21 protein-coding genes and 4 pseudogenes are annotated in these 24,315 nt (G+C 62.6%); 14 read left to right on the top strand and 11 right to left on the bottom strand.

What is annotated here, in order from left to right; all coding sequences use genetic code 11:
• Positions 1 to 648: 648 nt before the first annotated feature.
• Together ACZ5PO_RS10045 and ACZ5PO_RS10040 are read right to left on the bottom strand one after the other, a co-directional pair.
• Positions 649 to 1,092 carry a hypothetical protein gene (locus tag ACZ5PO_RS10045; protein ID WP_464192862.1) on the bottom strand — a complete coding sequence of 148 codons (444 nt, stop codon included), beginning with the start codon at positions 1,090 to 1,092 and terminating at the stop codon, positions 649 to 651.
• 76 nt (positions 1,093 to 1,168) lie between these two features.
• A complete protein-coding gene (locus tag ACZ5PO_RS10040) occupies positions 1,169 to 1,651 on the bottom strand; it encodes an Hsp20 family protein (RefSeq protein ID WP_464192860.1) in 483 nt (160 codons plus the stop codon).
• Between the two features lie 929 nt (positions 1,652 to 2,580).
• Here ACZ5PO_RS10040 and ACZ5PO_RS10035 point away from each other — a divergent pair.
• The 3 genes and pseudogenes from ACZ5PO_RS10035 to ACZ5PO_RS10025 all read left to right on the top strand — a co-directional run bounded on the left by ACZ5PO_RS10035 (position 2,581) and on the right by ACZ5PO_RS10025 (position 3,446).
• On the top strand, positions 2,581 to 2,790 hold the full coding sequence (locus ACZ5PO_RS10035; RefSeq protein WP_464192858.1) for a Hint domain-containing protein: 210 nt from the start codon (positions 2,581 to 2,583) through the stop codon (positions 2,788 to 2,790).
• A gap of 144 nt (positions 2,791 to 2,934) precedes the next feature.
• Positions 2,935 to 3,120 (top strand): annotated as a pseudogene (locus ACZ5PO_RS10030) (DNA-processing protein DprA); the annotation flags it as partial.
• Positions 3,110 to 3,446 (top strand): annotated as a pseudogene (locus ACZ5PO_RS10025) (DNA-processing protein DprA). The pseudogenes ACZ5PO_RS10030 and ACZ5PO_RS10025, both read left to right, overlap by 11 nt.
• A 268-nt stretch (positions 3,447 to 3,714) precedes the next feature.
• Here the strand turns inward: ACZ5PO_RS10025 and ACZ5PO_RS10020 are convergent.
• Both ACZ5PO_RS10020 and ACZ5PO_RS10015 read right to left on the bottom strand, forming a co-directional pair.
• Positions 3,715 to 3,924, bottom strand: coding sequence for a hypothetical protein (locus ACZ5PO_RS10020; protein ID WP_464192856.1), 210 nt, complete (start codon positions 3,922 to 3,924; stop codon positions 3,715 to 3,717).
• A gap of 802 nt (positions 3,925 to 4,726) precedes the next feature.
• The gene (locus ACZ5PO_RS10015; protein WP_464192854.1) at positions 4,727 to 4,978 is read right to left on the bottom strand and encodes a hypothetical protein; all 252 of its coding nucleotides are present in this window, start codon (positions 4,976 to 4,978) and stop codon (positions 4,727 to 4,729) included.
• Between the two features lie 1,032 nt (positions 4,979 to 6,010).
• On the opposite strand from ACZ5PO_RS10015, the gene ACZ5PO_RS10010 reads away from it, so the two are divergent.
• Entirely contained in the window at positions 6,011 to 6,316 is a 306-nt protein-coding gene (locus tag ACZ5PO_RS10010; RefSeq protein ID WP_464192852.1) for a hypothetical protein, read from the top strand.
• 668 nt (positions 6,317 to 6,984) lie between these two features.
• Complete coding sequence (locus ACZ5PO_RS10005) at positions 6,985 to 7,320, top strand: hypothetical protein (protein ID WP_464192850.1); 336 nt, start codon at positions 6,985 to 6,987, stop codon at positions 7,318 to 7,320.
• A gap of 1,124 nt (positions 7,321 to 8,444) precedes the next feature.
• Here ACZ5PO_RS10005 and ACZ5PO_RS10000 read toward each other — a convergent pair.
• Complete coding sequence (locus ACZ5PO_RS10000) at positions 8,445 to 8,981, bottom strand: alpha/beta hydrolase family protein (protein ID WP_464192848.1); 537 nt, start codon at positions 8,979 to 8,981, stop codon at positions 8,445 to 8,447.
• Between the two features lie 1,492 nt (positions 8,982 to 10,473).
• Positions 10,474 to 10,692, bottom strand: coding sequence for a hypothetical protein (locus ACZ5PO_RS09995; protein WP_464192845.1), 219 nt, complete (start codon positions 10,690 to 10,692; stop codon positions 10,474 to 10,476).
• A gap of 225 nt (positions 10,693 to 10,917) precedes the next feature.
• On the opposite strand from ACZ5PO_RS09995, the gene ACZ5PO_RS09990 reads away from it, so the two are divergent.
• The 3 genes and pseudogenes from ACZ5PO_RS09990 (at position 10,918) to ACZ5PO_RS09980 (ending at position 14,607) form a co-directional block, all read left to right on the top strand.
• Positions 10,918 to 11,964, top strand: coding sequence for an Acg family FMN-binding oxidoreductase (locus ACZ5PO_RS09990; RefSeq protein ID WP_464192843.1), 1,047 nt, complete (start codon positions 10,918 to 10,920; stop codon positions 11,962 to 11,964).
• Positions 11,965 to 12,462: 498 nt separating this feature from the next.
• On the top strand, positions 12,463 to 13,146 hold the full coding sequence (locus tag ACZ5PO_RS09985; RefSeq protein WP_464192841.1) for a response regulator transcription factor: 684 nt from the start codon (positions 12,463 to 12,465) through the stop codon (positions 13,144 to 13,146).
• A 491-nt stretch (positions 13,147 to 13,637) separates the two neighbouring features.
• Positions 13,638 to 14,607 (top strand): annotated as a pseudogene (locus ACZ5PO_RS09980) (IS481 family transposase).
• Between the two features lie 12 nt (positions 14,608 to 14,619).
• Here ACZ5PO_RS09980 and ACZ5PO_RS09975 read toward each other — a convergent pair.
• A pseudogene (locus ACZ5PO_RS09975) lies at positions 14,620 to 14,781 on the bottom strand (IS630 family transposase); the annotation flags it as partial.
• A gap of 74 nt (positions 14,782 to 14,855) precedes the next feature.
• On the opposite strand from ACZ5PO_RS09975, the gene ACZ5PO_RS09970 reads away from it, so the two are divergent.
• Together ACZ5PO_RS09970 and ACZ5PO_RS09965 are read left to right on the top strand one after the other, a co-directional pair.
• On the top strand, positions 14,856 to 15,869 hold the full coding sequence (locus ACZ5PO_RS09970) for an IS110 family RNA-guided transposase (RefSeq protein ID WP_464192838.1): 1,014 nt from the start codon (positions 14,856 to 14,858) through the stop codon (positions 15,867 to 15,869).
• Between the two features lie 722 nt (positions 15,870 to 16,591).
• Positions 16,592 to 17,023, top strand: coding sequence for a helix-turn-helix transcriptional regulator (locus ACZ5PO_RS09965; RefSeq protein ID WP_464192836.1), 432 nt, complete (start codon positions 16,592 to 16,594; stop codon positions 17,021 to 17,023).
• A gap of 748 nt (positions 17,024 to 17,771) precedes the next feature.
• Here ACZ5PO_RS09965 and ACZ5PO_RS09960 read toward each other — a convergent pair.
• Positions 17,772 to 18,020 carry a TetR-like C-terminal domain-containing protein gene (locus tag ACZ5PO_RS09960; RefSeq protein WP_464192834.1) on the bottom strand — a complete coding sequence of 83 codons (249 nt, stop codon included), beginning with the start codon at positions 18,018 to 18,020 and terminating at the stop codon, positions 17,772 to 17,774.
• A gap of 31 nt (positions 18,021 to 18,051) precedes the next feature.
• Between ACZ5PO_RS09960 and ACZ5PO_RS09955 the strand changes: the two genes are divergently transcribed.
• The 3 genes from ACZ5PO_RS09955 to ACZ5PO_RS09945 all read left to right on the top strand — a co-directional run bounded on the left by ACZ5PO_RS09955 (position 18,052) and on the right by ACZ5PO_RS09945 (position 20,794).
• The gene (locus tag ACZ5PO_RS09955; protein WP_464192833.1) at positions 18,052 to 18,774 is read left to right on the top strand and encodes a hypothetical protein; all 723 of its coding nucleotides are present in this window, start codon (positions 18,052 to 18,054) and stop codon (positions 18,772 to 18,774) included.
• A gap of 410 nt (positions 18,775 to 19,184) precedes the next feature.
• Positions 19,185 to 19,364 carry a hypothetical protein gene (locus tag ACZ5PO_RS09950; protein ID WP_464192831.1) on the top strand — a complete coding sequence of 60 codons (180 nt, stop codon included), beginning with the start codon at positions 19,185 to 19,187 and terminating at the stop codon, positions 19,362 to 19,364.
• A 1,157-nt stretch (positions 19,365 to 20,521) separates the two neighbouring features.
• The gene (locus ACZ5PO_RS09945) at positions 20,522 to 20,794 is read left to right on the top strand and encodes a hypothetical protein (protein WP_464192829.1); all 273 of its coding nucleotides are present in this window, start codon (positions 20,522 to 20,524) and stop codon (positions 20,792 to 20,794) included.
• A gap of 36 nt (positions 20,795 to 20,830) precedes the next feature.
• On the opposite strand, the gene ACZ5PO_RS09940 is transcribed toward ACZ5PO_RS09945, so the two are convergent.
• The 3 genes from ACZ5PO_RS09940 to ACZ5PO_RS09930 form a co-directional block, all read right to left on the bottom strand.
• The gene (locus tag ACZ5PO_RS09940; protein WP_464192827.1) at positions 20,831 to 21,289 is read right to left on the bottom strand and encodes a hypothetical protein; all 459 of its coding nucleotides are present in this window, start codon (positions 21,287 to 21,289) and stop codon (positions 20,831 to 20,833) included.
• A 1,063-nt stretch (positions 21,290 to 22,352) separates the two neighbouring features.
• Positions 22,353 to 22,670, bottom strand: coding sequence for a hypothetical protein (locus ACZ5PO_RS09935; protein ID WP_464192825.1), 318 nt, complete (start codon positions 22,668 to 22,670; stop codon positions 22,353 to 22,355).
• Positions 22,671 to 22,756: 86 nt separating this feature from the next.
• A complete protein-coding gene (locus ACZ5PO_RS09930; protein ID WP_464192823.1) occupies positions 22,757 to 22,951 on the bottom strand; it encodes a hypothetical protein in 195 nt (64 codons plus the stop codon).
• A 600-nt stretch (positions 22,952 to 23,551) separates the two neighbouring features.
• Here ACZ5PO_RS09930 and ACZ5PO_RS09925 point away from each other — a divergent pair.
• Positions 23,552 to 23,941, top strand: coding sequence for a PRC-barrel domain-containing protein (locus ACZ5PO_RS09925; RefSeq protein ID WP_464192821.1), 390 nt, complete (start codon positions 23,552 to 23,554; stop codon positions 23,939 to 23,941).
• Positions 23,942 to 24,315: the final 374 nt, after the last annotated feature.

Genomic DNA, 24,315 nt, shown 5'->3' with positions numbered 1-24,315 from the left:
GACCGTATTCGAACGTACGACCTATGCCTTCCGAACGTTGCTTTTGTGCTACCTCAAGCTATACCCTGTAGTTGCACGCACCAGCTGATTGGCAGCTTGTTTGTGCGAGCAGAGGCGGCTGTCAGGGGTTCGTAGCGACGGAGCGCTACATGCGTGCCCCCGACGGAAGGCCCGATGTTCTCGTTCCGGTCTATCGTAGCGTGACGGCCGCCGGACGCTACTGCCCGGCGGCGCCGCGCCACCCCGCCGCCTGAGGCCCCTTGAACCATAAGTCAGCTCCCGGTCTTTCCCCCATCAACACAGCAGCCGTGTTGATGGGGATGGCCGGTTATGAACTACTCCTCGCGCTTTCCGGAAGCGGTTCCAACCCGACGTTACCTCGCTGCCCCTGCGACGCGGGCGGCAAGAAGGCGCTCCTCTTGCGCCTCCAGATCATTTGAAGCCCGGTTGCAGCTGTAGAGGCGCGCGGGCACACGGCCGCTCGGCGCGTCCGCGTCGGCCTTGACTTCACGCCGGCCATTCCATCACCCCGGCGGGGTGGAACGGCCGGCGGGAGCCACCCAGCGGGCGAGAATGGCCGGAGCAACGCCCGAAGCGCAAAAGCCCCGCCGACGTGAGCCGACGGGGCAAAGTGCAAGCCATAACGCGCTACGCGGCGCAAAGGCTCACCGCTTCTGATCCGGAGTCTTTCGGCCGCGGCCGTGGCATGCGCGCCGGCAGCGGAGGCGGGTCGTCATCGTCGTCATCGTCGTGCCCCCGGCGCACGATCCGCTGGAGCCACCGCGAATTGGCTATCCTAGGCGAGCGTCGCCCTCTCCACGGCATCGGTCGCACGGGCTCTGTGGCGCCGTCGAGCGCGTTCAGCGCATCTAGGATCTCGCCCACCTGCACAAGCGTGCCGTCGTCAAGCTGGCGGTACGTCGGCAGGTTTGCGGGCGCCCGGGCATCCGAGGCCCAATCGGCGAGAATTGCCCTCTTCTCGGCCGCGCATAGCGATGGATCGCGCACGACGTCGGACGGACAAGAGTGCCAGGGCGCGATGAAAACGGCAGCCGCTTCGCTGCGGTTGCGTGCATCAAGTTCTGACGTCATCTCCAATCTCCGCATTCAGTCCTCCCGGCCGAAGCCGAGAGGCGAAGGAACGCAGGTTCGAAAGCTGGGGCTGCCGCTACGCGGCCTTGGCAGGCTCCGCTTCGCGTGGCGCCTCGTCGCGGTTGTCCTGGAGCACCCTGCCTGACGGCGCGCTCTTGATATCGATGCGCCGCGGCTTCAGCTGCTCAGGCACGTCGCGAACGAGGTCGATCGATAGCAAGCCGTTCTCCAGTTGGGCCGCGACGACCCTCACGTGGTCGGCCAAGCTGAAGGACTGCTTAAAGCTGCGCGAGGCGATCCCCTGATGGAGCCATTGCCGCTGACCGGCCTCGGGCGCACGCTGCCCGCTCACGTGGAGCGCGTTGCCGTGCTGCGAAAGCTCGATCTCATCTTGGCTGAAACCGGCGACCGCCATTGAGATGCGGTAGGCGTCCTCGCCGGTCCGCTCGATGTTGTAGGGCGGCCAATCGGCACGGGGCGCGGCGGCTTCCAGCATGTCGAAGAGGCGATCGAAGCCGATCGACGAACGATAGAAGGGTGTCATATCGAAGGTTCGCATAACCACATCCTCCAATGAGCAACATGGGGTACGACGAGCCGCCGAATGACGCGGCGGCTCTTATACGCCAAGCCTTTTTGGCCTCGGCGGCGATCGATTTAGGAAGGACAAAAATCGCGGTCAAGACCGGTCCAGTGATTTTTTTGAACCCTGCGGGGCCGCTGTCCGTGGCGCGCTTCGCACGCCCAGCCTGGAGCGGAAGCCGGCGCTTCCGTCAAAGCCGGGCCCCCCGCGAGCCGAGTTGTTGGAACCCGACGGGACGGGGTTGGCAAGCGTCGGGCCGCAGATGGGGGCGAAGACTCAAGTGCTAACCCACTCGCGCAGGATTCTGTGACCGGCCCGAATTGTGCCGGTGCGCCTCCTGGATCAAATGGGTGGCGAGCCGCGAGCTATTGATGTGATACGTCAAGCCCATGATGATGTCGGGATAAGGCTAGCGGCAGAGGCTTCATCCCACTCTTTCATTGTTCGGGCAGCTCCTGCCTGAACACGATTTGCTTCGCCTGGATCGCTACGAGCTCCTGCAGAATCTCGGCTGCAAAGGCTGAGCGCTGGCCGCGGACATCGCGCTCGCAATGAGCTCACGCCGCGGCGCGAATTGGGCGTCTCCGGCGGTGATGTCCTCCTCGATCTCCTTGAGCATCTGCTGGACGTTCGGCGTGGCGCCCCTCCCGCGTACGGCGTCGGTCGGGAGCACGCAGGCCGTCCGCGCCGGGCCCCATCCTGCCAGCGATGTGTGGATGGTAGGGAAGGCGCGTTAGGCTGTCGAGTCGGAACAAACGCACCCAGCATGCGTTTGAGCGGAACGACAGAGCACAATTACCTAGACCCCGTGCGCCCCCCCGCGCACGGGGCCACTTATCTTCGCACCTCTTATCGCTCGAATGGCCGCTTCGACTCCTAGCGCAGGAGGGACGAATCAATACGACTTGGCCACGGACCAGCCGATCAACTTCACCTTCTGTCTCATCGCTGGCACGATGATCGCCACCGCAGCCGACGAGTGGAAGGTGGAGGGTCTGGTCGCCGGCGACCTGGTGCTGACGGCTGACGGCTCGACCCGCCCGATGCTGTGGATCGCCGGCAGACTGTTGTGGCCGCCTTCGCGGATCCGGTGCACAGCTATCCCCGACGCGTGACCTGTCCGTATCGCCCGATCACGCTCTGTTGATCGCGGGTGTCCGTGTGCAGGCCGGCGTGCTGGTGAACGGCATCGCGATCATCGCGTCGAGCGGCCCGAGGCTTCCACGCCAAGGCAGCCGCTGGCGCCCTCGCAGACGGATTTGCTTACGAGGGGGCGCGCCGACGGCTACGAACCGGACGGCTCACTTACTTTCGTTGAGGCAGGCGACGCGGCGTTTCTTCGGCATGGGTGCGTGGCCGTCATTGGTTCTCGCAAAGCATCCGATCTTGGCAAGCAGAAAGCCTATCAGTTCAAGGGGAAGCTAGCCGAGCGTGATGTCGTTGTCGTGTCGGGCTTTACCAGCCGGAATCGACACCGAAGCATTGACGGACGCGATCGAGGCGGGCGGCCGCGTCGTTTTCGTCATCGGCACTCCGCTGGAAAGCTTGCCCGCTGTAAACCGCGAGCTCCAGGAAGCCATCTATCAGGATCACCTGCCCGTAGCGCAGTTCCGCGCGCATCTATCCTTCGAATTCCCCCGAACGCAACCGGACTATGGCTTCACTTTCGGACACAATCGTGGTGATGGAGTCATTCGATATTTCGGGCGCCCTACATGAGGCTCCGAGTGCTGGCGTCTCAGCCGATGGGTCGGGATCGCGAAGAATGTGATCGAAAATCCCGCCTTTAAATGGACCGCGAAATTCCTCAGTTATCAACGCTGCCGAGAATTCGACGCATAGATCATTTCCTCTACAAGGTCTACGGTCAATGTCCCTCTCGCCGTACGCGTTCTGTGGGCGTCCGAGCTATATCAGGCGGTCCTAATTGGCGTGACGCCGATTACGCACACCGATGCAGAAGCGGCTTGACGATTGGAGCAGTCGCCGTGCCCGGTCAAAGTCCCCCGGTACTCAGCGGCGTGGACCCTGCCGCCTTGTTAATCGGCTTCAACTTGATCAGTGGCGCCGAGGAGGGATGCCAGGTGCGCTTCGTCGGCTTCGAGATCCCGCAGAATCTGCAAGGCATGTGAGGGATCCCGATGGCGAATTGTAAGATCGGCGACAATCTCGCGTTGACGCCTGACTTGAGCGGCAACAATAGCGGCATAGGCCGCAGCGTTGGTCAAACGAGGGTCAAGATTTGCCATTGGATACAGCTCGCCATCTACTCGGGCTGGGACGCGCGTCCTTCTCTCTGCCGCGGGCGCCCGTGGGCACCCTTCCGGCGGAGATAGTGATGTAGAGCGTTCGACGCGGTTGTCGAGCGGAACCGGCGCGCATGTTGATCGGGCAGCCTAGAGCAATCGAGCCTTGGGCTCCATCTGCAGGCGCGGGCGGGGTGTGTCTGTGGGACCCACACGCCGATTAGATTAGACGATGTCAGTGTTGAACGATCGAAGGAGTCTGTGGGCAGTGGCGCGCCCACTGTCCGTCAGAGCGTAGCAGTGGACGGATGAGCGTCGCGTTTCATGCGTGTCCGATGGCATCGAGAATTGCTCGACCCATCCCACCCGGCAGAGCCCGACAAGCGCGGATCGGACTTTAGCGGGCGACAAGGTAATCGCCGCGCCCAGGGATCTGATTGTCACGGACGCGAGCTCGGTCGCCCCCAAAAACGCAAGAACCGTAAGAGTATGCCGCGACCTTCTCATGCCAACGCAACGTTATCGCGATGGCCAAGGTTCCTGATGGGAGCGCGACGTGAATTCGCGTGTCCCCCTGAAAGCGAATGCCGCCCATCCCTTTGCCCCCGCGTCGCGGCTGCACCCCAATGACGCCGGCCCGACCGCGGTGGCCCCCAGGTACTGTGGTATGGCCGGAAAGGCCGGCGCGGGCCAACGCGCTGGCCTTTCGTCTTGGCTGTTGCCGCTCTCTCTCGCAGCTCGTCCTGTCGGCCCCAGTCGAACCTTCGTTGCATCCAGGGCCCTAAAAGCGTCTCTGTAGCGGTCCTCATCGGAGCTGATGCCCATTCGGCCGGGCCTCTTGGGGCGGATCAGGCCAGAGAAAATAGCCGCGCAGATCGACTGCGGCCAACAGCGCGTTCTTGCCTGCCAACCGCGAAGGATCTCGGTCGACGACGAGTTTCGTCATGAAATTCCAAGGGCCGTGTTCTGCCGGTAGATTGCGACCGGCGGCATCGCGCGTCACCGCGATAATCTGGCGGGGTCCGACGAACTGGTAAAGGATGACGGCACGGCTCATTCCCCAACCTAACGCATGCCGCCCGCCAGCGCCTTATCAATCCGAAGATCGGCGGTCCTTGGGAGCTTTGCCATCATTCCTAGAATTGTTAGGAACGGTGCAGAGCGTGCCGTACGTGAGCCTATCGCACCGTCCTGCCCGGAGGCTGGCCGTGTCCGCGTTGCCGGCCAACTCGGCAAGGAACCGGGCCAGCCGCACGTGGCGGAAAGGCTCGAGCTGGGCGCCGGATGGCGCCTCGCGATGGCCAACTTCGTCGCCGCGCTGAAGGCCGCTGGCGGCGAGCCGCAGCCATGGTGATGCAGCGCTTACGTGACCGACATGGCGGCGCTCGACCGCGCTGGGCCGCGGTCTGCGAGGCCTGGGCGGCGCCCCCCCCGGGGGCACCATTTCCTGGCGACGACGTTGGTCGACGTCTCCGGTCTCGTCGATCGCTATGCGATGGCTGAGATCGACGGCGAGGCTGCCCTGCCTTGACGCATGGTGGCTAGCTCGGCTTTCGGATCGGCATGCTAGTTCAGGTTGCTCCGCCCTTCCACATCACGGTTCGATCCCTGTCGCCCGATCCCAACGTCGGCTGGTGCCAGGAATGGCCCAGGTTGTATACCTCACGCCCTGCGTGCTGCACAAACTGCGTACGGCTGTAATAGCCCTAGGCGATCAGTCGTTGAAACGTGGCCTGCGCCCGGTTGCCAACTTGCATGAGGGGGTACCGATGCGAGCCCTGTTGATTGTCGGCATAGTCACTCTTGGAACGTGCATTCTCGCTTCGACCGCGAGCTCCGCTTTCGCGCCCCGTCCAAACGCGATAGCCACCGCGGCCGACCAACTTTTTCACACGTTGAGCCCGTGTGGATTTCTACCACAACCGCTACACAAGGCGCTTCATTAAGTGGGGCACTTGCCGTCCGAGGCAGTGCGCTGAGTGTATTGCTATAGCCGCTACACGGGACTTTTCTCCACGGGGGCAGCTGCCGCCGCTGACCGCTTCAAGCCACCCATCAAGGCGAGAACAATTCATCGCGCGGATAGCGCATGGCTAGCTCTGCGGCATCTGCCCACCGCCATATCGCGGCACGCACCAACAGCGCGGTCGGAACAACACCCCACCCAAATGCGTATGTGGCTATGGCTAAACGACAGATTAACTCCACCGACCCCGTGCTTCTCGTCGTTCGCGCGAAGGGAGGCTACCGATATGAACTCCGGCGTTACGGCTTCGCGTTTCCGTTGGAGGCCGGCCAAGTCCTTCTCACCGAGCAGGAGGCGCGCCAAGCGGGTGCGCTGGCCTTCGAGCTGCTCAAGAGCGATCCGGCTCGAGCGATCATCCGTACGCGCTGACGATCTGCTCGGTAAGCATTGCCGAACGAGAAAAAGCTCCTGTGGTTGCGGACGTGGCTCGGCCGGTGTCGGCGGGACGAGGTGGGAGAGAGGTCCGCACAGCCAAGATGACGCGTTACCCGAGCTCTGCCTTTCTCGCCAAACCACAGTGGGGACGACAGCGGTCAGGCCCGCGCCATATGACCGTGAGCGCGACGCGGGGACAAGCACGAACAGAGGCGAGCTGTCGTACGGCTAGTCGGCGACGGGGCGCGGAGAGCGGGAAATCGGCCCGTATAGGACCTGATATTTTCGAGCTTGAATGGAATAGCCTCCGCCTGTCGCTTGCGCGCGGAGAGCGAAACCAGTGCACTTGAAGACTGTTGACTATGAATATCTTCTGAACCGACCGGAATCGGAATGCCGCTCGACTAATTTGCCTGTCTGGCTGCCTCTTCGATAAGTTTGCCGACAGCATCAGGCTGAGAAACGTAGATAGAGTGGCTGCCCTTGATCTCGGCAATAGCCGAAACACCGCGGTCTCACATGCGAGCGCAGCCGAGGCGTCGCCGGGCCGCCGGTTCCTACCGCGACAACGGCGCCGACCGCCCTACATGATCATTATCGTCGGCTGGGCATCCTCGGGCGCCGGCGGCCGAGAGACCAAGCGCGCTCCCGCCTGATGGCCATTGGAGCGCCCCCTGCCAAACATTCGCCGACTGCTGGTGCAGCCTGAAGCCGATATCGAGGCCAGTGAGGCCAATTTGGCCCGCCAGCGTGAGCTCGTCGCCGACCTCGCAGGCCGCGGCCAGCCATCGCTGTTCGCGGGGGAGATCCTGCGAGAGCTCAGGGCGATTCACGCCAAGCAATTGCGGTTGCGCGACAAGCTCAAGTCGGAACTGGCATCATACCTGACCGTGCTGATTCAGGACCGCAGCCGCAGAGAGCTGCCCCTCGATCGAGCCGATGTAGCGCTCCGCCTGCCTCTCGATCCAGCGCTTGGCCATCTCCGCATCTGGTCGTGAGTCTTGGCGGCTGTAGTCATATAGTTGTCGGACAGGTGAGCCGGAAATGACCGCGGCCTTCGTAGCTGTAGCCCCAGGACTCCGTAGGCCCACGTGCCCGCAACAACGCCTTCACAGCGCCGAGTGTGGCAGGAACCCAATCGACGTCGACCGTCCTTAGCTAAGCAAGCCTTACCAAGGTCATAGCCACGCACGGCTAACGCACGCTAGATCTCCAGCGTGTTCACGTATAATTTCCTTGGGAGGGACGGCTGCAAAGGCGCGCGTGTTGGCCAACGCGGGAAATCGCCATGAGTGGAGATGCGCTCGACCTTCTCATCGGCTTCGTGCTCGCCGCGGCCGTGCTGGTGGCCTACGCGGCGGCGAAGATTCGGTTCTGACCGGTCGCGCATCCAAGCGCCCCCCGTGTCGGCGGGGTCCGCCACGCACGCAACGCTTCGCGCCATCATCCGCACGGTCCCTGAGGCTGAGGACCTCAATCATGACGACGCGCTGAGGGATCCACGGCAGACGGCCCGCAACGAGCCAGTGCTTGGGGGCGCCAATGTCGATCACGACAGCAAGGAATAGATCAAATCTTCGGCCCGTTCATAGGCGAACATAAAGCGCCCGTCCTAAGATGTGTAGAGGCCTCGGCCTCGTCTTCACTCTCGCCAATATCCATCGTCACGATCCGGTTCCGCTCGACGGAATCTGGCGACAATTCGATTAATGCCGATGCGAAGTCAAAGGACGATCCGGCGTAGCTGCCCAGGAACTCGCGTTCCGCCGGACCGGGCCGGACAGCTCGTGTTGATAATGTCCACGGTTTGGGCCCCAAAGCGCCGCCCGATCGACGGGGTAGGCCGCGGCTTCGGCTTTCACGGTAGCTTAGAGCTCAGCCTTTTCCACCGTCATCAACCGCGATTGGTAGACTGCGGCCATTGTGATGTCGCATGCACCATCACGCGCACTGGTCGCGCGCCACACCTGTGGGCGCGTCGGGTCTAAAATCGTGTCGGCGGTCACGCCATAGGCATGGGGCGATCCCTTCGTGAGCGCGTACTGGCGGCGGGTCGTCTGGTGCGCCCAGGTCGGTACCGGTTGGAGGCTCTAGGCCACCATGTAGGGATGACCTGTCCTTTTTACCGGCCGAGCACGTAGGCGTTCAGCTCGCGCATGCGTCTTACGATCACCGTGAAATGGTTTTCACCATACCGTGGTACAAAATTCGCGTATCGTTTCACATTCGCAGATGGTGACGCTTCGCCGACCGGATCCAGCGTCACCAGTAACTGCACGGGCACGCCCGCCTGTCCAAGCTCTGCAGCCATATGGGCGGCGGCGCTGCCGCCCAGCGAATGGCCAATGATTTTGATCGAACTCACGCGGCCGCTTCTATATTCGGCGATCGCTTCCTGCGCGAGCCATGATTCATAGCTATGATTGGCAATTGTGGTGCGAATGCCGGCGCGCCGCATCCGCTCGCCGAATTCGGCGAGCCCCGGTGAATTGTCGCCGAGACCAAGCAACACATACAGATGCGTCCCCCCATGCGCGACCGCCGCTCCGTGACGCGCCGATCGGGCGCGACTGGCATCAGGGAACAAAATAGACACGCAAAAGGCCAGCGCCAGACTAGCTACGACTACGCGAAATAACGCTCTGGAAACAGCTCGCATGAATTCCTGCCCAATTGATCTCGAACAATCACGCTATATAGAAGGGCCTGTGGGAGAGGGAAGCCCAAAAGCCAGGGGCGAATCGGGGGCGGCGCTACTAGCTCGTTGTCTAGGTCCCGTTCTCAAGACGCTGCTTCAGGTGCAGCGCTGCATGTTGCTCAAGCGTGGCCCGTGCCGGGCCTATGAGGCTGAGGCATCCCGCCGCGGCACCCGGAGTTTCGGAGTGAGGCGGACGGACGGCAGTAGGAGCGTCGGCGCTCCGTGGTCTCCTTCCCCATTCTGGCATACCATGCGGTAGCAGGCCTGCACTGTCGCTGACGATCGGCCTCCCGCCGGTGCGCAAATGACGGTCGCGGAGGATCTCCGATAAACCCGACGCGCCGAGGATGACATCCTACCACCCGACAAATCGTCGTGCGCCGCCTTCGAACAACCGCATTGGCCGCCGCAATCCGCCATCCGCCCGCCCGGGCCCATCATCTGCCTCCAGTTCAGAGATCTCAGAATATCTAGCGGCGGCGAGCTTCTGCTCGACCTACTTTGAGGGCATCCATCTGAGCGGAGCACGTCGGCCCGTCTGCACCGGCCGCGCCCAGCACGACGAGACGGCTGCGGTTACTGCCATAGTATTGGCGATCATACGAAAAGCCTCATAAAGATGGCTCGACTGGACGCATGTGCAATGAGCCCAGATAATCAAGTTGCAATTCATACTTTATGGCCGCCAAAACGGCCCCTGTAGGGCCTCAGGCGAGAGCTCTACCATGCTCGTGGAACGCTCACCGAACAGAGGCCGCCACGTGAGCGTGGCCGGACGTCGTCCCTGAGTCGAGTAACGCGGAAGGCCAAGCGACGGCAGCTCGCTTGTGCCCCATTAGCTACCAGGTATATCCGGAGAGCCTTTGTGCTCGCTCCGCGTTTCGTTTTGCGATCGGCGCTCTCGGCGCCGCACAATCCAGGCGTGGGCGTCAGCCTCGGTTGAGTATGGCCCGATGAGCGGTCGGTCCTGCTGCATCACCCACCATCCAGCTGGCATTCCCATTCGGTGTGCCTCGTCGGCCTCGAAATGACGCGGTTCGTACAACGCACCTGCCTCCTCGATGGTTGTTAAAGGGCATACCAGTGGCGAGCCATCTATTCCACTGCGGCCAGCCGTCGCGAAAGATTCCGGTCCTCGACCGCGAAGCCGGAGGGGCTGCCGCGGCCGCAGAGCTTCCGTGACGTCAAGGGCAAAAAGCGATCTCCCTGATCCGGATCAAATCTCTTCTCGAGCGACGTTTCGACGCCGGCGTGTAACGCCGGGAACCGGCGCTCTTCACGACACCGGGCAATGGGTTGGTTCCGGCAGACTAGCCCGATCCGACCGGCCTCTGATGAAAGCGATGGACGCATCCGAGGCAAGGGGGCGGCGGTAGGAACTCTCGCTTAGTCATCTGTCCGGAATGGGGGCATGCCGCGTTGTTCCAGCATCCGGAGTTGCTCACTTCGCACCTCAAGGCTTTCCTCGGCGCTTGAATATGAGCACAATTTCAAGGAAGGCTTCATCGATGCGCTGGCTTAGAAGATCGTCGATGCCCATGGCCGCCTCGACAGATGGAAGAAGTTTACGACCTTGACCGCCAAACTGCGCCAGGACGGCGTGCTGTGGCCGCTCAAGGGGCATGGAGGCAAGTTCGATGAAACGGATGTCATCGTCGGACAGAAAGAGCACGATCACCGTCCGTCAGCGAGTTCGCTCACGGAAGGTAGATCCGGTGGTGAAGCACCGTCGCGATCCCTAAGCTGCTGCCGATCCGGACCTGTGTGACCATCGTGTCGCGTCGCGCCAGGTCGGTGAGTTGTACATCTCTAATGTCCGGCTTTTAGACTAGGACTTTCAACGTCGGATCAAGGAGGAGAACGTGTCGAAGCAGCAACCATGCTTGCTCAATAGCCCATGAGACGTAAAGGAATCCGACTTCCCCACGAACGCTCGCCCACGGACAAGCTCAGCTTTTTGGTAAACTACGCAGTTCTCGCTCCATCGATTCTCAATGTTCAGCCCTGGCGTTTTCACCTAGGAGCAGAAGCTATTCTTCTCATTCGAGACGAAACGCGTCGTCTACCGGTGGCGGATCCGGATGGTCGCGAGTTAACAATCAGCTGCGGAGCGGCTCTCCGCAACTTCAGAGTAGCAGCGCAAGCCTACGGCGTCAGCATAACGATCGACATTCTGCCGGATGGAGAAAACACCAATGTATTGGCTCGATTGAAGCATACCAACAGCTTGGTTCGGCCTTCCGAACTGGATAAGCAGTTACGAGATGCGATTCCATTGCGACGCACCAATCGCAGACACTTCGAGCTGCCACCCCCAGAGAAAGATCTGCTCGCTGCGCTTACTATCGCAGCGGCGCAAGAGGACGGAGTCCTTATTTTCCTTGAGGGAGAATCCAGGAAGCAAAAGGTGGCGGAGCTTATCGCGAAGGCCGAGCTAGCGCATCGCAATAGTCCCGCCTTTCGGACAGAGCTGGCCAACTGGATGCAGGATCGACGCGTCGAAGCACATACGAATGACGAGGCAAGCTGGCGCCTTTCTGGCGGGGCGTCGGGGCATACCCCTAATCTGCGCTCTCACAGTAGCCTGTTCGTTCAAAGCGCGGCCAATGCGGGGCGAATGTTCACGGCTCCAGAGAACGCGGCGGCGGCTCAGCTAGCTCTGGCAGAGGGCTCACCGATTCTGGCGTTGCTAGGCACACAGAACGACACTCTAGAGGACTGGCTGCGTGCAGGCCAAGCCCTTCAACGCTCACTGCTTCTGGCAGCAAATAGAGGTGTTTCGGCATCCTACTTTAACGCACCGATTGAGTGGACGGAGGCCCGGCAGACCCTCGCCCCGGTTTTTGGAACTACGGCTAGCCCGCAGGTTCTGCTGCGTCTCGGCTATGGAGAAGAAATTCCTACTTCGCCGCGCCGACCCATGAGGGATGTCATTGTCAACTGACCGACTGATCAGCTTTTCGACGGCCAAAGCTTCACCACGCGCTCGCACTCGTAACGTTAGGGTATACCAAAAGCGACGGGGTGGCAGCCGATTGGCGCTTCTGACATCGATCCGTCGGCCGATTGTCGGGGGACTTGGTAGCGAGGGAGCGCGCCCCCTTCCCCGACAGACGGCTCGATGTTCTCGTGCCGGTCCATGATGACATGAAAGCCGAGCGGCTTGGCCTCACTCTGTCGATTGGCCGTGAAAATCATGCGAGATCTGGATAGCGATCCCCGAGCCCTTCCGTTACTCCCTAAGGGGACGGCTCCGGCATTTGCGCGGTCACCCTCCCCCCGTTTAGGGGGTGATTCGCGTTAGCTTGGTGTGTTATATTCCACGGGAGCGGGCACGCGCGTGGGCGCGCTTGTCGCTGCGCCGCGCAGATCGCCAGACTCCGCCGCCGCTTTGGAGTCTGAATGGTGGCTGTTCTAAGCACGCCTCTCGTCGATGCCCCGCGTGACTAAGCGCACCAGTTCGCCGGGAGGCTGCACGGCCCTGATCGAAAGTCGGACGTTCTTCCGCGAGTGCGTGCTGGCCGCTCTTCGGGCCAACGAACCGGAGCGCGAGTTCGTCGCCTTCGAAAGCGTGGCCCAATGGGCGCAGAGCGCCGACGCCGCAAGGACATCGCTGCTGATTCTGTGGACGTCGGCGCGATCGGCCGAGGACGCGGTCTTCAGCGAGCGGCTTCGCCAAGTGGTGGAGCGGCCGGGGTCTCCGCCGGTCGCCGTCACGTCGGATTGCGAAGACGCAGAGTTGGTCGCGCACGTCATTAACAGCGGAGCGCGCGCATTCCTGCCTACGGCCAGCATGGGCCTTGAGATCGCCGCTAAGGCCCTGGAGCTGGTGCGCTCAGGGGGAACCTTCATCCCGGCGAGCACGCTCGTCGCGTCGCCGGCGAGCGGCAACGCTAACATGGCCGCCAGTTCCTCCGAGACGGTCCACCTTCTCTCGCCGCGTCAGATGGAGGTGGCTCGCGCCGTGAGCCGGGGGCTCTCGAACAAGCTGATTGCCGATGAGTTGACCATGTCGGAGGGCACGGTCAAGGTGCACGTCAGGAACATCCTGCGGAAGCTCGATGCCAAAAACCGCACCGAGGTCGCTATCCGCTTACGCGCATACGGCGGACCGATTACCACGTGAACGACGGCATCATGTCGACGGCCTCTGGCACGGAGGAGAAATCAACCAGCCCGACCGAGCTCCGGTCGGCGCCGCGGCATCCGGCCGCCTGGCGCCGCGCTTGAAATATAAGTCAGCTTCAGGGCATTCTCCAATTAACAAAGCAGCCGTGTTGATTGGGGGCGATGGCTATGAACTACTCCTGGCGCCTTCCCGAAGGTGTCCCGACCGAACGCTACCTTTTCGGCACTGCGCTGGCTCATTGACGGCGGTGGCAAGAAGGCGGTCCCCTAGCGCCTCCACATCACTTTGAAACATTGCTGCAGCTATCGCGGCGCGAAGGCACACGGCCGTTGGCGCGTGTCCGCGTAGGTCCGGCCCTTACGTCGATAATCACCATCGCGCCCACCCGGAGAAAGCTGGCGCTCTAGGTGTGAGCTCTCAATAGGTTGTCCATCCGGTCCTGTCCGGGGAAGCTGAGGTTGCGAAGCTTCAGACCCCCGGAGGACCGGATGAACGTGCATAAGAATGCCCGGCTGACACCGCTCAGTCGAGCCGAGTTGGTGCGGCGCGTGTTGGATGAAGGCCGGACGCCGAAGGCGGTGGCCACGGCCTTCGGCATCGACGCCAAGACGGTCAGGAAGTGGGTCGAGCGGTTTCGCTCCCAAGGGGCGGCGGGCTTGGTCGATCGCTCATCGAGGCCCAAGGCGGTGCGTCAGCCAACACCCGTTGAGATCGCTGACTGGATTGTCGCGCTGCGTCGTCAGCGCTGGACGGGCCAGCAGATCGCCAAGCAGACCAAGGTCTCGCCCGCCACGGTCAGCCGCATCCTGCGGCGTGCCAGGTTGAGCCGGATCAGGGATCTGGAGCCGCCGGCGCCGATTGTGCGCTACGAGCGCCAGACGCCCGGAGAGCTGATCCACATCGACATCAAGAAGCTCGGCCGCTTCGATCAGGTCGGCCACCGCATCACCGGCGATCGAACGCGCCAGAGCAGCACCCGTGGCCGGCGCAGCGGCAAGAGCTGGGGCGCAGGGTGGGAGTACGTCCATGTCTGCATAGACGACGCCTCGCGCATCGCCTTCAGCCAGGTGCGGCCGGATGAGAAGAAACACAGCGCCATGGCCTTCCTGAAGGCCGCAATCGCTTACTACGCCAGCCTCGGCGTCGCCGTGACCGGCATCATGACCGACAACGGCGCCTGCTACAAATCCCACGCCTTCCGCGACCTGTGCCGGGACCTGGGCCTCAAGCACATCCGCACCAAACCCTACACGCCCAAGACCAACGGCAAGGCCGAGCGCTTCGTCCAGACATCCTTGCGAGAGTGGGCCTATGCCCAGCCCTATCAGACCTCAGATCAGCGCGCCGCCGAGCTGGCGCCATGGCTGCATCGATACAACTGGCATCGACCCCACGGCGCGATTAAATCTCAGACACCTCGGCTGGACCGAGAACAACCTGTTGAGGCTCCACAGCTAGAGCGTCGCGCCTTTAATCGGAAGCATAGCCTGCTGCCTTGAGATAGTTCCAGCACTCCTGAGGCTCGTAGAGGCCGCAGGTGTCGCCGACGGCGCGCCAGAGGGCGTCGAAAGTTCGGGCTGATGCGGCGCGCAGATGGGCCTTGAGCTTGGAGAAGGCCATCTCGATTGATGATGTGGATGGCTCCTGCTCCCGGCGTCGCATGCGCCATAGTTGGGATGTTGTCGTCCCGAGCAGAGGAGCCCTCCATGTCCGAACTTGCCGCCGTCGGCATTGACCTCGCAAAGAGCGTTTTCCAGATTCATGGCGTCGACGAGGGTGGCCGTGTTCTCGTCCGGCGCCAGCTGCGCCGCAATCAGTTACTGACGTTTTTCCAGACGCAGCCGCGCTGCCTGATCGGCATGGAGGCTTATGCCGGCGCTCACGACTGGGGTCGCAGGCTTCAAGAGATGGGGCATTATGTCCGGCTGATGCCGCCGTCCTACGTGAAGCCCTACGTGAAGCGCGGCAAGACGGACGCTGCAGATGCGGCCGCCATCTGTGAGGCCGTAACGCGCCCTTCCATGCGGTTCGTCGCCATCAAGAGCGAGGCTTGCTCATCGGTGTTGGTTCTCCACCGAACGCGAGACCTTCTGGTTCGTCTTCGCACGCAGATCGGCAACGCGATCCGCGCTCATATGACTGAGTTCGGTGTCATCGCAGCCAAGGGCGCACAGCACGTCGATCGACTGAAGCAACAGCTGGATCGGCTGCCCGAAGCGGCCCGGATGTCGGTGAGCTTGCTCTTCGATCAGTTGGGCGAAACCGACGGGCGGATCGAGCACCTGACGGGCGAAATCAAAGAGACCCACGCGCAAAGCGAGACAAGCCAGAGGCTGGCCACGATCCCGGGCGTCGGAATGCTGTCCGCGACGATCATCGCGGCGACAACGCCGGATGTCGGCAATTTCGACTGTGCCAGGGACTATGCGGCCTGGCTCGGTCTCACGCCCAAGCCCCACTCCACCGGAGGCAAGCAAAGGGTGGGCCGGATCTCGAAGATGGGCAATCGGTATATTCGCCGGTTGCTGTATCTGGGCGCCATGGCCCAGATCATGCTCAGATGCAGGCTGAAGCGCGAACCGGGCTCGGATTGGCTGTCGGGCATGCTCATTCGGAAGAAGACGAAGATCGTTGCCATAGCCTTGGCCCATCGCATGGCGAGAATGATCTTCGCTGTCCTCAGAGACGGATCGCGATACCAACCGCAGGCGGTTGCCTGATCGGCTTCCGGAAGGTCAGGGCCAAGTGAGGTGATGGCGAACGAGCGGAGACGAAGAACCGGGACACCCCGATCAATCCGGAGCACCTCGAGCGCGCTCGATTGAGTGGGACCCGCTCTCCAAGCGGATATTCATCAGGGCGCGCGGCAGTCTCGCTGCAGATCAGACGCCGTATACATGGCCGCAACCGACCCCTTCGCCAAGCCGATCCAATACCTTGACCCGCAGGAGCCATCCATACAAGGGTTGCTGCGCAGAGAATTCTCATGCCTCACTCCCCTGTAGCCGATCAGCCGCGAGACGGCGTTCATCGAACCAAGACACGAAGCGTCCCGGTCGTGGTGGCGGGCGGACCGCGGCTCGACTTAGCCTATGGTCGGGATCATCTAAAGCGGCGAGGTGCGATAGAATAGGATCTCCTGTTGCTACCGTAGACTCAAGTGCGGCGTATGCAACCTTCAACTATCACTTCCCAACCTGGCGATATCGCCGCGCCCTCAGTCTTGATCGAGGAGAACGCACTTCTTCGTCAATCCATCCTTCGGAGACTTCAGGCAGCTGAGCCGGCGGGCCAATTCCGGGCATACGCGAGTCTCGTCGACTGGTGGCAGAACGGCGATGGCATGAGGATTTCGCTGTTGGTTTTGTCAGTAAGAGGTCCCGGCGCACGGCTTGCGCTCGACAATTCAGCTCGCGCCATTCGCACCCTATGGAGACGACCCATGTTTGTGGTTCTGTCCGATGATGAAAGCTTCGATTTCGTGTCCCACGCGATAGGGAGCGGCGCTCGAACTCTTCTGCCCGTGACCGCCAACGTCGGTCTTTTGGGCAAAATGCTGGCGCTCGTTCGGGCCGGCGCCATATTCATTCCATCTGGAATGACGCTTTGGCCGCTGCGAGGCGGCAAGCCGGCCCCTCCCCAAATTGCAACGCTCACGCAGCGCGAGCTGTCCGTCGCTCGTGCAATGCAGCGAGGGTCGAGCAACAGGCTGATCGCCGCCGAGCTCGGAATAACCGAGGGAACTGCCAAGACTTACGTACAGTCCATTATGAGGAAGCTTAGCATAAACCACCGTGCTGAGATTGTGAGCCGGATGGGGAGCTGGGCGACATTCCTTCTCTTTGCAGGAAGCGGCTCGCCATGCGTTTGGTGAGCCAGAGGAGCGGTCTCCAAGAAAGGAAGGGTCCCGATCACTTCGCGGTACCGGGGCCAGTCTCGCGGGAAACGCCGGAAGGCACGCCCCCTCTCGGGGCTTAGGACACGCCGACGCGGCGCGGAACGCGGCGGACGGGGGCGTCGCTGGAGATCTGAGCTGCCGCACCGTATCGGCGGACTATTTCCTGGATAGGATCTCCATTGAATCGCGTTATGATTGCGCTTGATCAGGTGAAGAGAGCGAGAATGGATGAACGGCGCCGGGTCGCCGCGCTGCCATGGTCGCCGACGGTCGGGTGTACCTTCTGCTGCTGACCTCGCGCGAAGCGAGGCGACCGGTCATCGCGAAGGACGGCCGATGAAGCGTGCTGGAAGGTCGAAGCTCAAGAGGCCCCGATTTAAGCGTAAGCTCTGAAATCGTCATATGTCGAAGCCCTCCAGGCTCGGAACATCAACGTTCAAATCCCGCATGACAAAGTGGGACCGGGCGCCGCTTACCCTTTGGTAAGACACGAACACAGCAACGCGCCGTGTTGGCGGCAGAGACGGCGCGCTGCCGCCTGCGGCGCCCCGGAAGCTGCCGGGCTGGATCGAACCTTGTCTCGCCACTCTGGTCGCTTGGCCGCTGTCGGCTACGGGCTCGATGCACGATCAAATGGGACGGCTATCGGGCGGATGCGTCCTGGAGGACGGGCGCGCCCACCATCCGGGCCCGGGCGAGTGACGCGCCGGACGGCGCGGGTCGATTAGCTTGCGGTGATCGCAGCCGCTATCATGCGCGCGAGCTGCCTGATCCGCCGGCGGCTGCAACGTTCGCCGAGAGCGACGATCCGCCAGTAGAAGGGACCGATCAGGACGTCCGTCGCCAGGAGACGATCGACGTCCGCGGGCAGTTCACCCCGGCCCACGACGCGGTCAATAAATGTCTTCACCTTCTTTTCCCGGACCGCCTCGCCTGGGCGCAACGCCGCCGCCAGGGCGGGCTCCCGCCTCATGGCTACGTACAGGTCGGACAGGATGCGGCGAATGAGCGGACCCTTTCGCCGGGCCCGACTTGATCCGCGGCAGCTCCAGCTCAGGGATGCGGACACGGCTCTCGCCAAACAGCGCCTGATACTCCGGGTAGTTGTTGAAGCGCTGCCTGGTGACGTTGTCGACGAAGGTCTCGGCGGGCGCAATCTTCTGCCATCGCCAAAGGTTAAGCCTTGGCCCTTGCCGGATGGTCCAGTTTTAAGCCATCTGCCACATCTCAAGAGCCAGAGGGGGCCGCCGCCTATGAAGCGCACACGTCGTCCTGAGGACATCCCGACGGAACGCTATCTTTCCGCGTTGCGTTGGCTTTGCCAGGCGGGCGGCGCAAAGGCGCTACTGGAGATCCCGTCGAAGCACCGCGACTGCCTGCTGCTAATGTCGAAGCGGCGGAGCAATCGGTTGGTCAGTATCCACGTCAGCGCTGATTTCGAATCGATTGTCTCCATCACGCCGAGGGGCAGAGAGTTGGCGCAATCGGCGACGATCCCGCCTCGCGTCGTCGATGAACGGTCCGCGCAGCCCAAGCGCAGCATCGGGGAGGCGAATTGGATGGAGACCATCGAAATTGCGCTGACGGCTTCGATGGTCGGGGCATTGGACAAGTACATCGCCAGTCAGCCTGGGCCGCTAACCCGTGAGGACGCAGCTTGGATCGCCGTGCACGATTGGCTGACCGGTCGAGGGCTGTTGACGGGCGACAATCAAGGACCGAGATGAGCCTCTAATGCCATCAGCCTTACACCGACGTCATCTCGGACCTTGATGTGTCGCACAACCGCCTCGGCGCCGGACGGGTCCGCGGCAGGAGGAACGAAAGGCCGGCGCCTTCCCCTGCGCCGGCCTCTCGGGCTCACACGCGCAGGCGTCGAGCTTCGGGCGACACTCCGGCAGGAGCGCCAAGGACTAAAGCGCGATACGATTGATCGGTGCAACCTGAAGGACGAGAACTCCGATCACGAAAATGCGAAAGGCCGACGCAGGAGGCTGCGCCGGCCTTTCTTGCCCGCCCGCCGGATGGAACTGGGGGTCCTTCGACGGGCGAGCCAGGTGGAAGTGAAGCTCGGCGCAGCCGCACAGGCAAGCGTCATCCAAGGAGCGGCTGCTCCCTGGCAACCACGGAGCTGTCGATGCGATTGGATCTGGAGCTACCCGCGGACCTGGCCACGGCACTGGAGCGGCTCAGGCTGTCGGAGGCGCGGCCGATGGAGCTGGAAGAGACGGCGCTGCTATTGCTGCGGGAGGCACTGACGGCCCTCGGGATGCTGCCGCATGGCGAGCCGCCGAAGGACCCGGGCGAGTTGCATTAAGCCACGCCGTCGCGTGTCGTGGCCCGGCCGCGCGCCGGTCGACGCCCGCGCATGGTGCCGCGGCCTCCGCCCGCCGCTCTACGCCGACATCATTCCGATCGCGAGCGGGCTTGATGTGCACCATGACTGGCTGGTGACGGGGCGGGGTGAGCGGGAGGTCGGCCGAGCGCGCCGGTCCGCGTAGCCCCGAACGCGAAAGCCCCGAACGCGGGTGCGGACGGGGCCTTTCAACTATGCGGCTGCATATACACTAAAATGGCCGAGCGCGTAGCTATAGTCGCTCTGCACGCCGGGGCCCCGTTCCAGCTAGAAGAGGTAACAAGCAAGGATGTTCAGGGGATTGTCGATAACGTGGTCAGCTTAACCGGCGTAGCTCAAGACATAATACAAACGACATGCGAAGGGTATCTACCTGAAGCTGAAATACATGATTGAGCTGGTGTAGTAATATGGGAGATTGCTGTTCTCTTCGATGGCGCGATACTGCCCCGACGAAAGACTGACCGACATGCCACCAGAATAATACCCTGACACGACCGAGCCGTAGCCGCCGATGAAGACTCCCGCATCGTCGTAGCCAGCATCAGCTCGCCGCTAAAAACACCCGACCCGGTGAAGGTCAGTCTATACTCCGACATGATGCCCCCCGACGCTGCTGCGTGGCCCATGGACGTCCGGCACGCCCCCAGGTTGTAGTATACCTTCGATTTAGTATACTTGCGATGTCTGCAGCGCCTATCGACGACCGGACATCACGCGCGGCCCGATCGCCGCAGGCCGATCACCGCTCTCGATGAACCTGATCGGTGGGACCCGGGCGGCGAGGGATTGCCGTGTGCGCGGGCTCCAAACGCAAACTGCCCCGCTGTCTCGCGCCGACGGGGCAGTCTAGGAGGTCACGCCCAAGGAGGACTGCCCCTCTCGGGGCTTCGACGCGCCGGGGCGCGAAACAGATGGCCCCGCACGCGGGGGGGATGCGCACGGGGCCCAGGTGAAGAAGCTCTGTCGTCTCGATTTAACGCACGCGCGACGCGCCGGTTCCGACTCGACAGCGACGCCGGCCGCCCTACATTACCATCATCGTCGGCATGGGATTCCCGGGCGCCGGCGGCTGCGAGACCAAGCGCGCTCCCGCCTGAGGGCCTTGGAGCGACGCCATGCCCAACATTCTCCGGCTGCTGATGCAGCTTGATGCCGATATCGAGGCCAGCGAGGCCAACCTGGCCCGACAGCGTGAGCTGGTCGCCGAGCTCGCAGACCGCGGCCAGCCGTCCCTTTTCGCGGGTGAGATCCTCCTGGAACTGGAGGCGATCCGCGCCAAACAGCTGCGGTTGCGCGACAGGCTCAAGTCGGAGCTGGCATCACGGCCGACCATACTGGTTCAGGACTTCCGGGCCGCCGAGAGCTGCCCATCGAGCGAGCGGATGTAGCGCTGCTCACCCTGAGCCGTTCTCGTCCTTCGGCGCTCACCTCAACCACTCCATTTCGGCGGACATGATCAGCTCGGGCAAGCGTGCAATCCAGAGCGCAACGCGTCTGCCCTCGTCGGCAGTGAGGAGCCACTTGTTGCCGCTGGAGTAGGCCGGCGGCCGGTCGCTGCATTCGATGAAGGCGATGGGCATGTTGTTGGCGTCGACCACCTTCAGCCCGCCCACGCGCTCGATGACGCGCCATGGGGGCGGGAATCGACGCCGAGGTATTGGCTCGCCCCGCGCGTCAAGGACGAGGTAGGCACCGCATTTCCGACCGTACTTCCGCGGCTTCTGGTGGGGCGAGAACGGCGACCCCGGGCACCGCTGCATGAAGGCGCGCAGGAGCGTCATGAGCATGACGTCGGCCCCAAAGCGGCCCACGCACTCCTTGATGGGCAGGTCGCCGCACCGGTCACAGAACGAGCAGCGGAACCCCACGAACTCGGATTTCACCTCCGCAAGGCGCGAATTGAGATTGACGGGCTCGGGGCTCATCCCTGCTAGAGAACAAATTGGGAACAGTGGGGTAAGACCTTCCTCGGTCGCACCGGCCAGCCTGGAAGCTTGAGCGCGACGCGCCGGTGGATTAGCAATCGCCGATCTGGACCGGGGCGCAACGATGACGAAGCTGTGCGTGGCCTTCCTCGCTGCTCTATCCGCAGCAGCGCCGAGCGCGGCCCTAGGTTGGACTTTCGCCGTTGCGTTCAGCATAAGCCATGGCCCGAGCGCTTCGATCTCCGCCACCCTCCGACGGCGGTCCGTAAGCGTCCGGTGAACCACGCCTAGCAAAGCGTTCCGCTTGGTATTCTATGTTTTCGCCATGGCGAGAGCTATCGATCAAGTGCCCACTTGGGCGTTAGTGGACACCAACGAGGTTAGGACGCGTGATGGCCGCCCCCGCCGTCGCTGGCCGGACGATCTGAAGCCGCGGATGGTGCTCGAATCGCGCGAGCCTGGCGCATTCGGTGTCGGTGGTGGCGCGACGCTACGATGTAGGTGAGCCGCGATGCGTGGGGCTTGCCGGTGGCGTCGCGGCCGAGCACCACGAGGGCGATGTCGGCGTGGGCTTCGGCGGCGCCGGTGGCTAGGTGACTGGCTTTAGTATCGGCTGCAGACGCGCTTTTCCGGTGCCGGCATCAAGCCGTGCAGCGTGGTCGATAAGGCATAGGGGCACCGCGAGGTGCCACGGCGACATGCCAGCAGCCAGCCTATTGTATAGGACTATTTTCGCAAACTGTCAAGCCCAGGCCTAGTGATCGGCCGCAACACCTTTGCGCGGTCGGCGATCGCAGACCGAAAATGCGGGGCAGGAGACCTGATCACAAGGTCGCCGGTCGTCGATTTTCACGCCGTTGCAGATGTTCAACTCGCTGATCGAGCAAAATCGCAAAATCGCTTGCTGAACGAAGCGGGGGAAAATGCGAGGATAGGTCGGGTTGTAGACACGAGCGTCGATCGTTGCCGCCGCCTTCTCAAGGATGTCGGCGCAGGCGCCAGGGCTGCAACATGCCGGGCCTTAGGGATGCTGGGTCTCGAACCGGCGTATGCCCGTGCGGTGCAAAAAGTTGTGAACCAAGGTGTAGACGGCGACAATGCTGGCCCCGGTCGCGACCCAGCGCTCACGAGCAGGGTCGGCGCCCAGCAGCAGCTCCGCAAAAATCATCGACCAGAGCTTGCGGCCGGTGCCCTCTACCACGCTCAGGGGAGCCAGCAGCGCCTCGCGCATGCGCTTCCCGCGCTCGCGGTGCTCTACGTCCGGGTCAGCCGCGTCGAGCCGCTGGTCGATCCATCCGACTTTGTCGCCGTGGCAGACGTCGCGGACGAATAAGGCCAAGCCATAGGCGCCGATGAGGGACCCAGTGTGGCTGAGGTTGCGCGGACGAACCGTTGCTCGCGGATGCAGGTCTATCGCCCATCAACTCAAGTGGTGCTGCGGCTCATGAGGGCCGCGGCTGTGCCGCCCTCCCGGTCGATCGGGATCGGGGCCGATCGCGCCAGCGCGAGGATGCCACGGGTGCGCTCGCGCTCGAGGCGGACGGCCTCGGCGCGGACGGCCGCGATGTCGGCCGGTGGCACAGCCGGACCGGGCACCATCAGTCCCACTCGAGAGGCCACGTCGCTTCCTCCGCCTCGGACGTGGCCGTACCCATGATCAGCATGGCTCGCATGCGCTCTGGCAGTTGGCATCGGCGCCCAGTTTCGGCATACGCCAGGTGCGCTCAAATGCGAGGAGGACAAGAGAGAGAATGGCCCAGTACAAATACGGCCAACATTTCGAGTTCAGCGAGCACGGAGTCTATGACGCCAGACACCGTCCCGGAGAGGAGGTTTTGAATGCCGGAATCTATCGGTGCACAATCTGCGGAGACGAAGTGGTGGCCGACACGGGCGACCTTCTCCCTCCGAAAAGCCATCATCACCACGAGGACGGAAGCCCTACCCTATGGCAGTTGCTCACCTTCGCTCAACGAATGATCAAAACTCAATGATCGCGTGAACGACGCAGCGGCGGTGGGAGGGCACGCCTGGATGTTCTTCACTTGTGAGCGGCCCTGCCGCACGTCTTCGCGGCGCTCCTCGCTGGAATGCTTCGACGCGGACCGGGACATGGGCTGCCTGGAAAATGTCGGCTGCCGCACGAAGGAACACTGGCGAGGGGCCTCCCGTTGATTCCACGCTCGTCCGAACCGGACGAGGTTCAGAGGGAGCTTCACGATGGCCGAATATCAAAAAAGCGGCGTGGTTGCGACAGACGAAACAAGGCGCCTCATTGCCGCGAGCAAAGTCGAAGGTGCCAGTGTCTACAATGCGGGAGGCGAGAAGCTCGGCTCTATATACGACGTTATGCTCGAAAAGCAGTCCGGCGAAGTGGCGTACGCGATCCTTTCGATCGGCGGCTTTCTCGGTATGGGCGCTGACTATCACCCTTTGCCTTGGGCCAAGCTAGCCTACGACACCAATCTCGATGGATATCGGCTGGACGAAACAGCTGAACGCTTGAAGGGCGGCCCCACGATCCCGACCGACTACGCGTCAGATCCGGGCTGGAGCGGCCGCGAATCGGGTTGGAGCCGAAACGTTGACGATTACTACGCGGCGCCCTGAGTTCTCGCCCCACTTTCGCGGCGCCCGGGTCTCTTGTCTGGGGTCCGGGCAGCGCGCGCAAAAGTCGCGAAGGTCCGATCGCAGTTGGTCCCCGGGTCAGGCTCTCGCTTGAAGCTCTAAAGGCGGCGACCAAATCAAAACATCGTGATGGCCCCGTTGAACTCCAGGCGCGATTTGGGAGACGACCCCGGACCGATCACGCCAGGTGCGCCCATCGGCAATCCGCTTGATCGGCCGCTAGACCGCTAGACCTGTGTCTCGAGTTACAGGGTCGTTTGATGTCTAGCAACGACCGGTCTCCTGTCTTGCGCCGGAAGCTGAGTGTCTTGGGTGCGCAGTATCCGGAGCCGAAGATGCTGCTTTACGGAAAGACG

Source organism: Chelatococcus sp. KU-N122 (assembly GCF_055391085.1).
This window is presented reverse-complemented; position numbering and strand designations above follow the sequence as displayed.

What these genes read in the sequence shown, in the direction of transcription:
- ACZ5PO_RS09965 (WP_464192836.1), top strand. Translation starts at nt 16,592, where the DNA reads ATGTTTGTGGTTCTGTCCGATGATGAAAGCTTCGATTTCGTGTCCCAC.
- ACZ5PO_RS10000 (WP_464192848.1), bottom strand. Translation starts at nt 8,981, where the DNA reads ATGCGAGCTGTTTCCAGAGCGTTATTTCGCGTAGTCGTAGCTAGTCTG.
- ACZ5PO_RS10045 (WP_464192862.1), bottom strand. Translation starts at nt 1,092, where the DNA reads ATGACGTCAGAACTTGATGCACGCAACCGCAGCGAAGCGGCTGCCGTT.
- ACZ5PO_RS09955 (WP_464192833.1), top strand. Translation starts at nt 18,052, where the DNA reads ATGAGCGGACCCTTTCGCCGGGCCCGACTTGATCCGCGGCAGCTCCAG.
- ACZ5PO_RS10015 (WP_464192854.1), bottom strand. Translation starts at nt 4,978, where the DNA reads ATGAGCCGTGCCGTCATCCTTTACCAGTTCGTCGGACCCCGCCAGATT.
- ACZ5PO_RS10020 (WP_464192856.1), bottom strand. Translation starts at nt 3,924, where the DNA reads ATGGCAAATCTTGACCCTCGTTTGACCAACGCTGCGGCCTATGCCGCT.
- ACZ5PO_RS09950 (WP_464192831.1), top strand. Translation starts at nt 19,185, where the DNA reads ATGCGATTGGATCTGGAGCTACCCGCGGACCTGGCCACGGCACTGGAG.
- ACZ5PO_RS10040 (WP_464192860.1), bottom strand. Translation starts at nt 1,651, where the DNA reads ATGCGAACCTTCGATATGACACCCTTCTATCGTTCGTCGATCGGCTTC.
- ACZ5PO_RS10010 (WP_464192852.1), top strand. Translation starts at nt 6,011, where the DNA reads ATGGCTAGCTCTGCGGCATCTGCCCACCGCCATATCGCGGCACGCACC.
- ACZ5PO_RS09970 (WP_464192838.1), top strand. Translation starts at nt 14,856, where the DNA reads ATGTCCGAACTTGCCGCCGTCGGCATTGACCTCGCAAAGAGCGTTTTC.
- ACZ5PO_RS09960 (WP_464192834.1), bottom strand. Translation starts at nt 18,020, where the DNA reads ATGAGGCGGGAGCCCGCCCTGGCGGCGGCGTTGCGCCCAGGCGAGGCG.
- ACZ5PO_RS09925 (WP_464192821.1), top strand. Translation starts at nt 23,552, where the DNA reads ATGGCCGAATATCAAAAAAGCGGCGTGGTTGCGACAGACGAAACAAGG.
- ACZ5PO_RS09945 (WP_464192829.1), top strand. Translation starts at nt 20,522, where the DNA reads ATGCCCAACATTCTCCGGCTGCTGATGCAGCTTGATGCCGATATCGAG.
- ACZ5PO_RS09990 (WP_464192843.1), top strand. Translation starts at nt 10,918, where the DNA reads ATGAGACGTAAAGGAATCCGACTTCCCCACGAACGCTCGCCCACGGAC.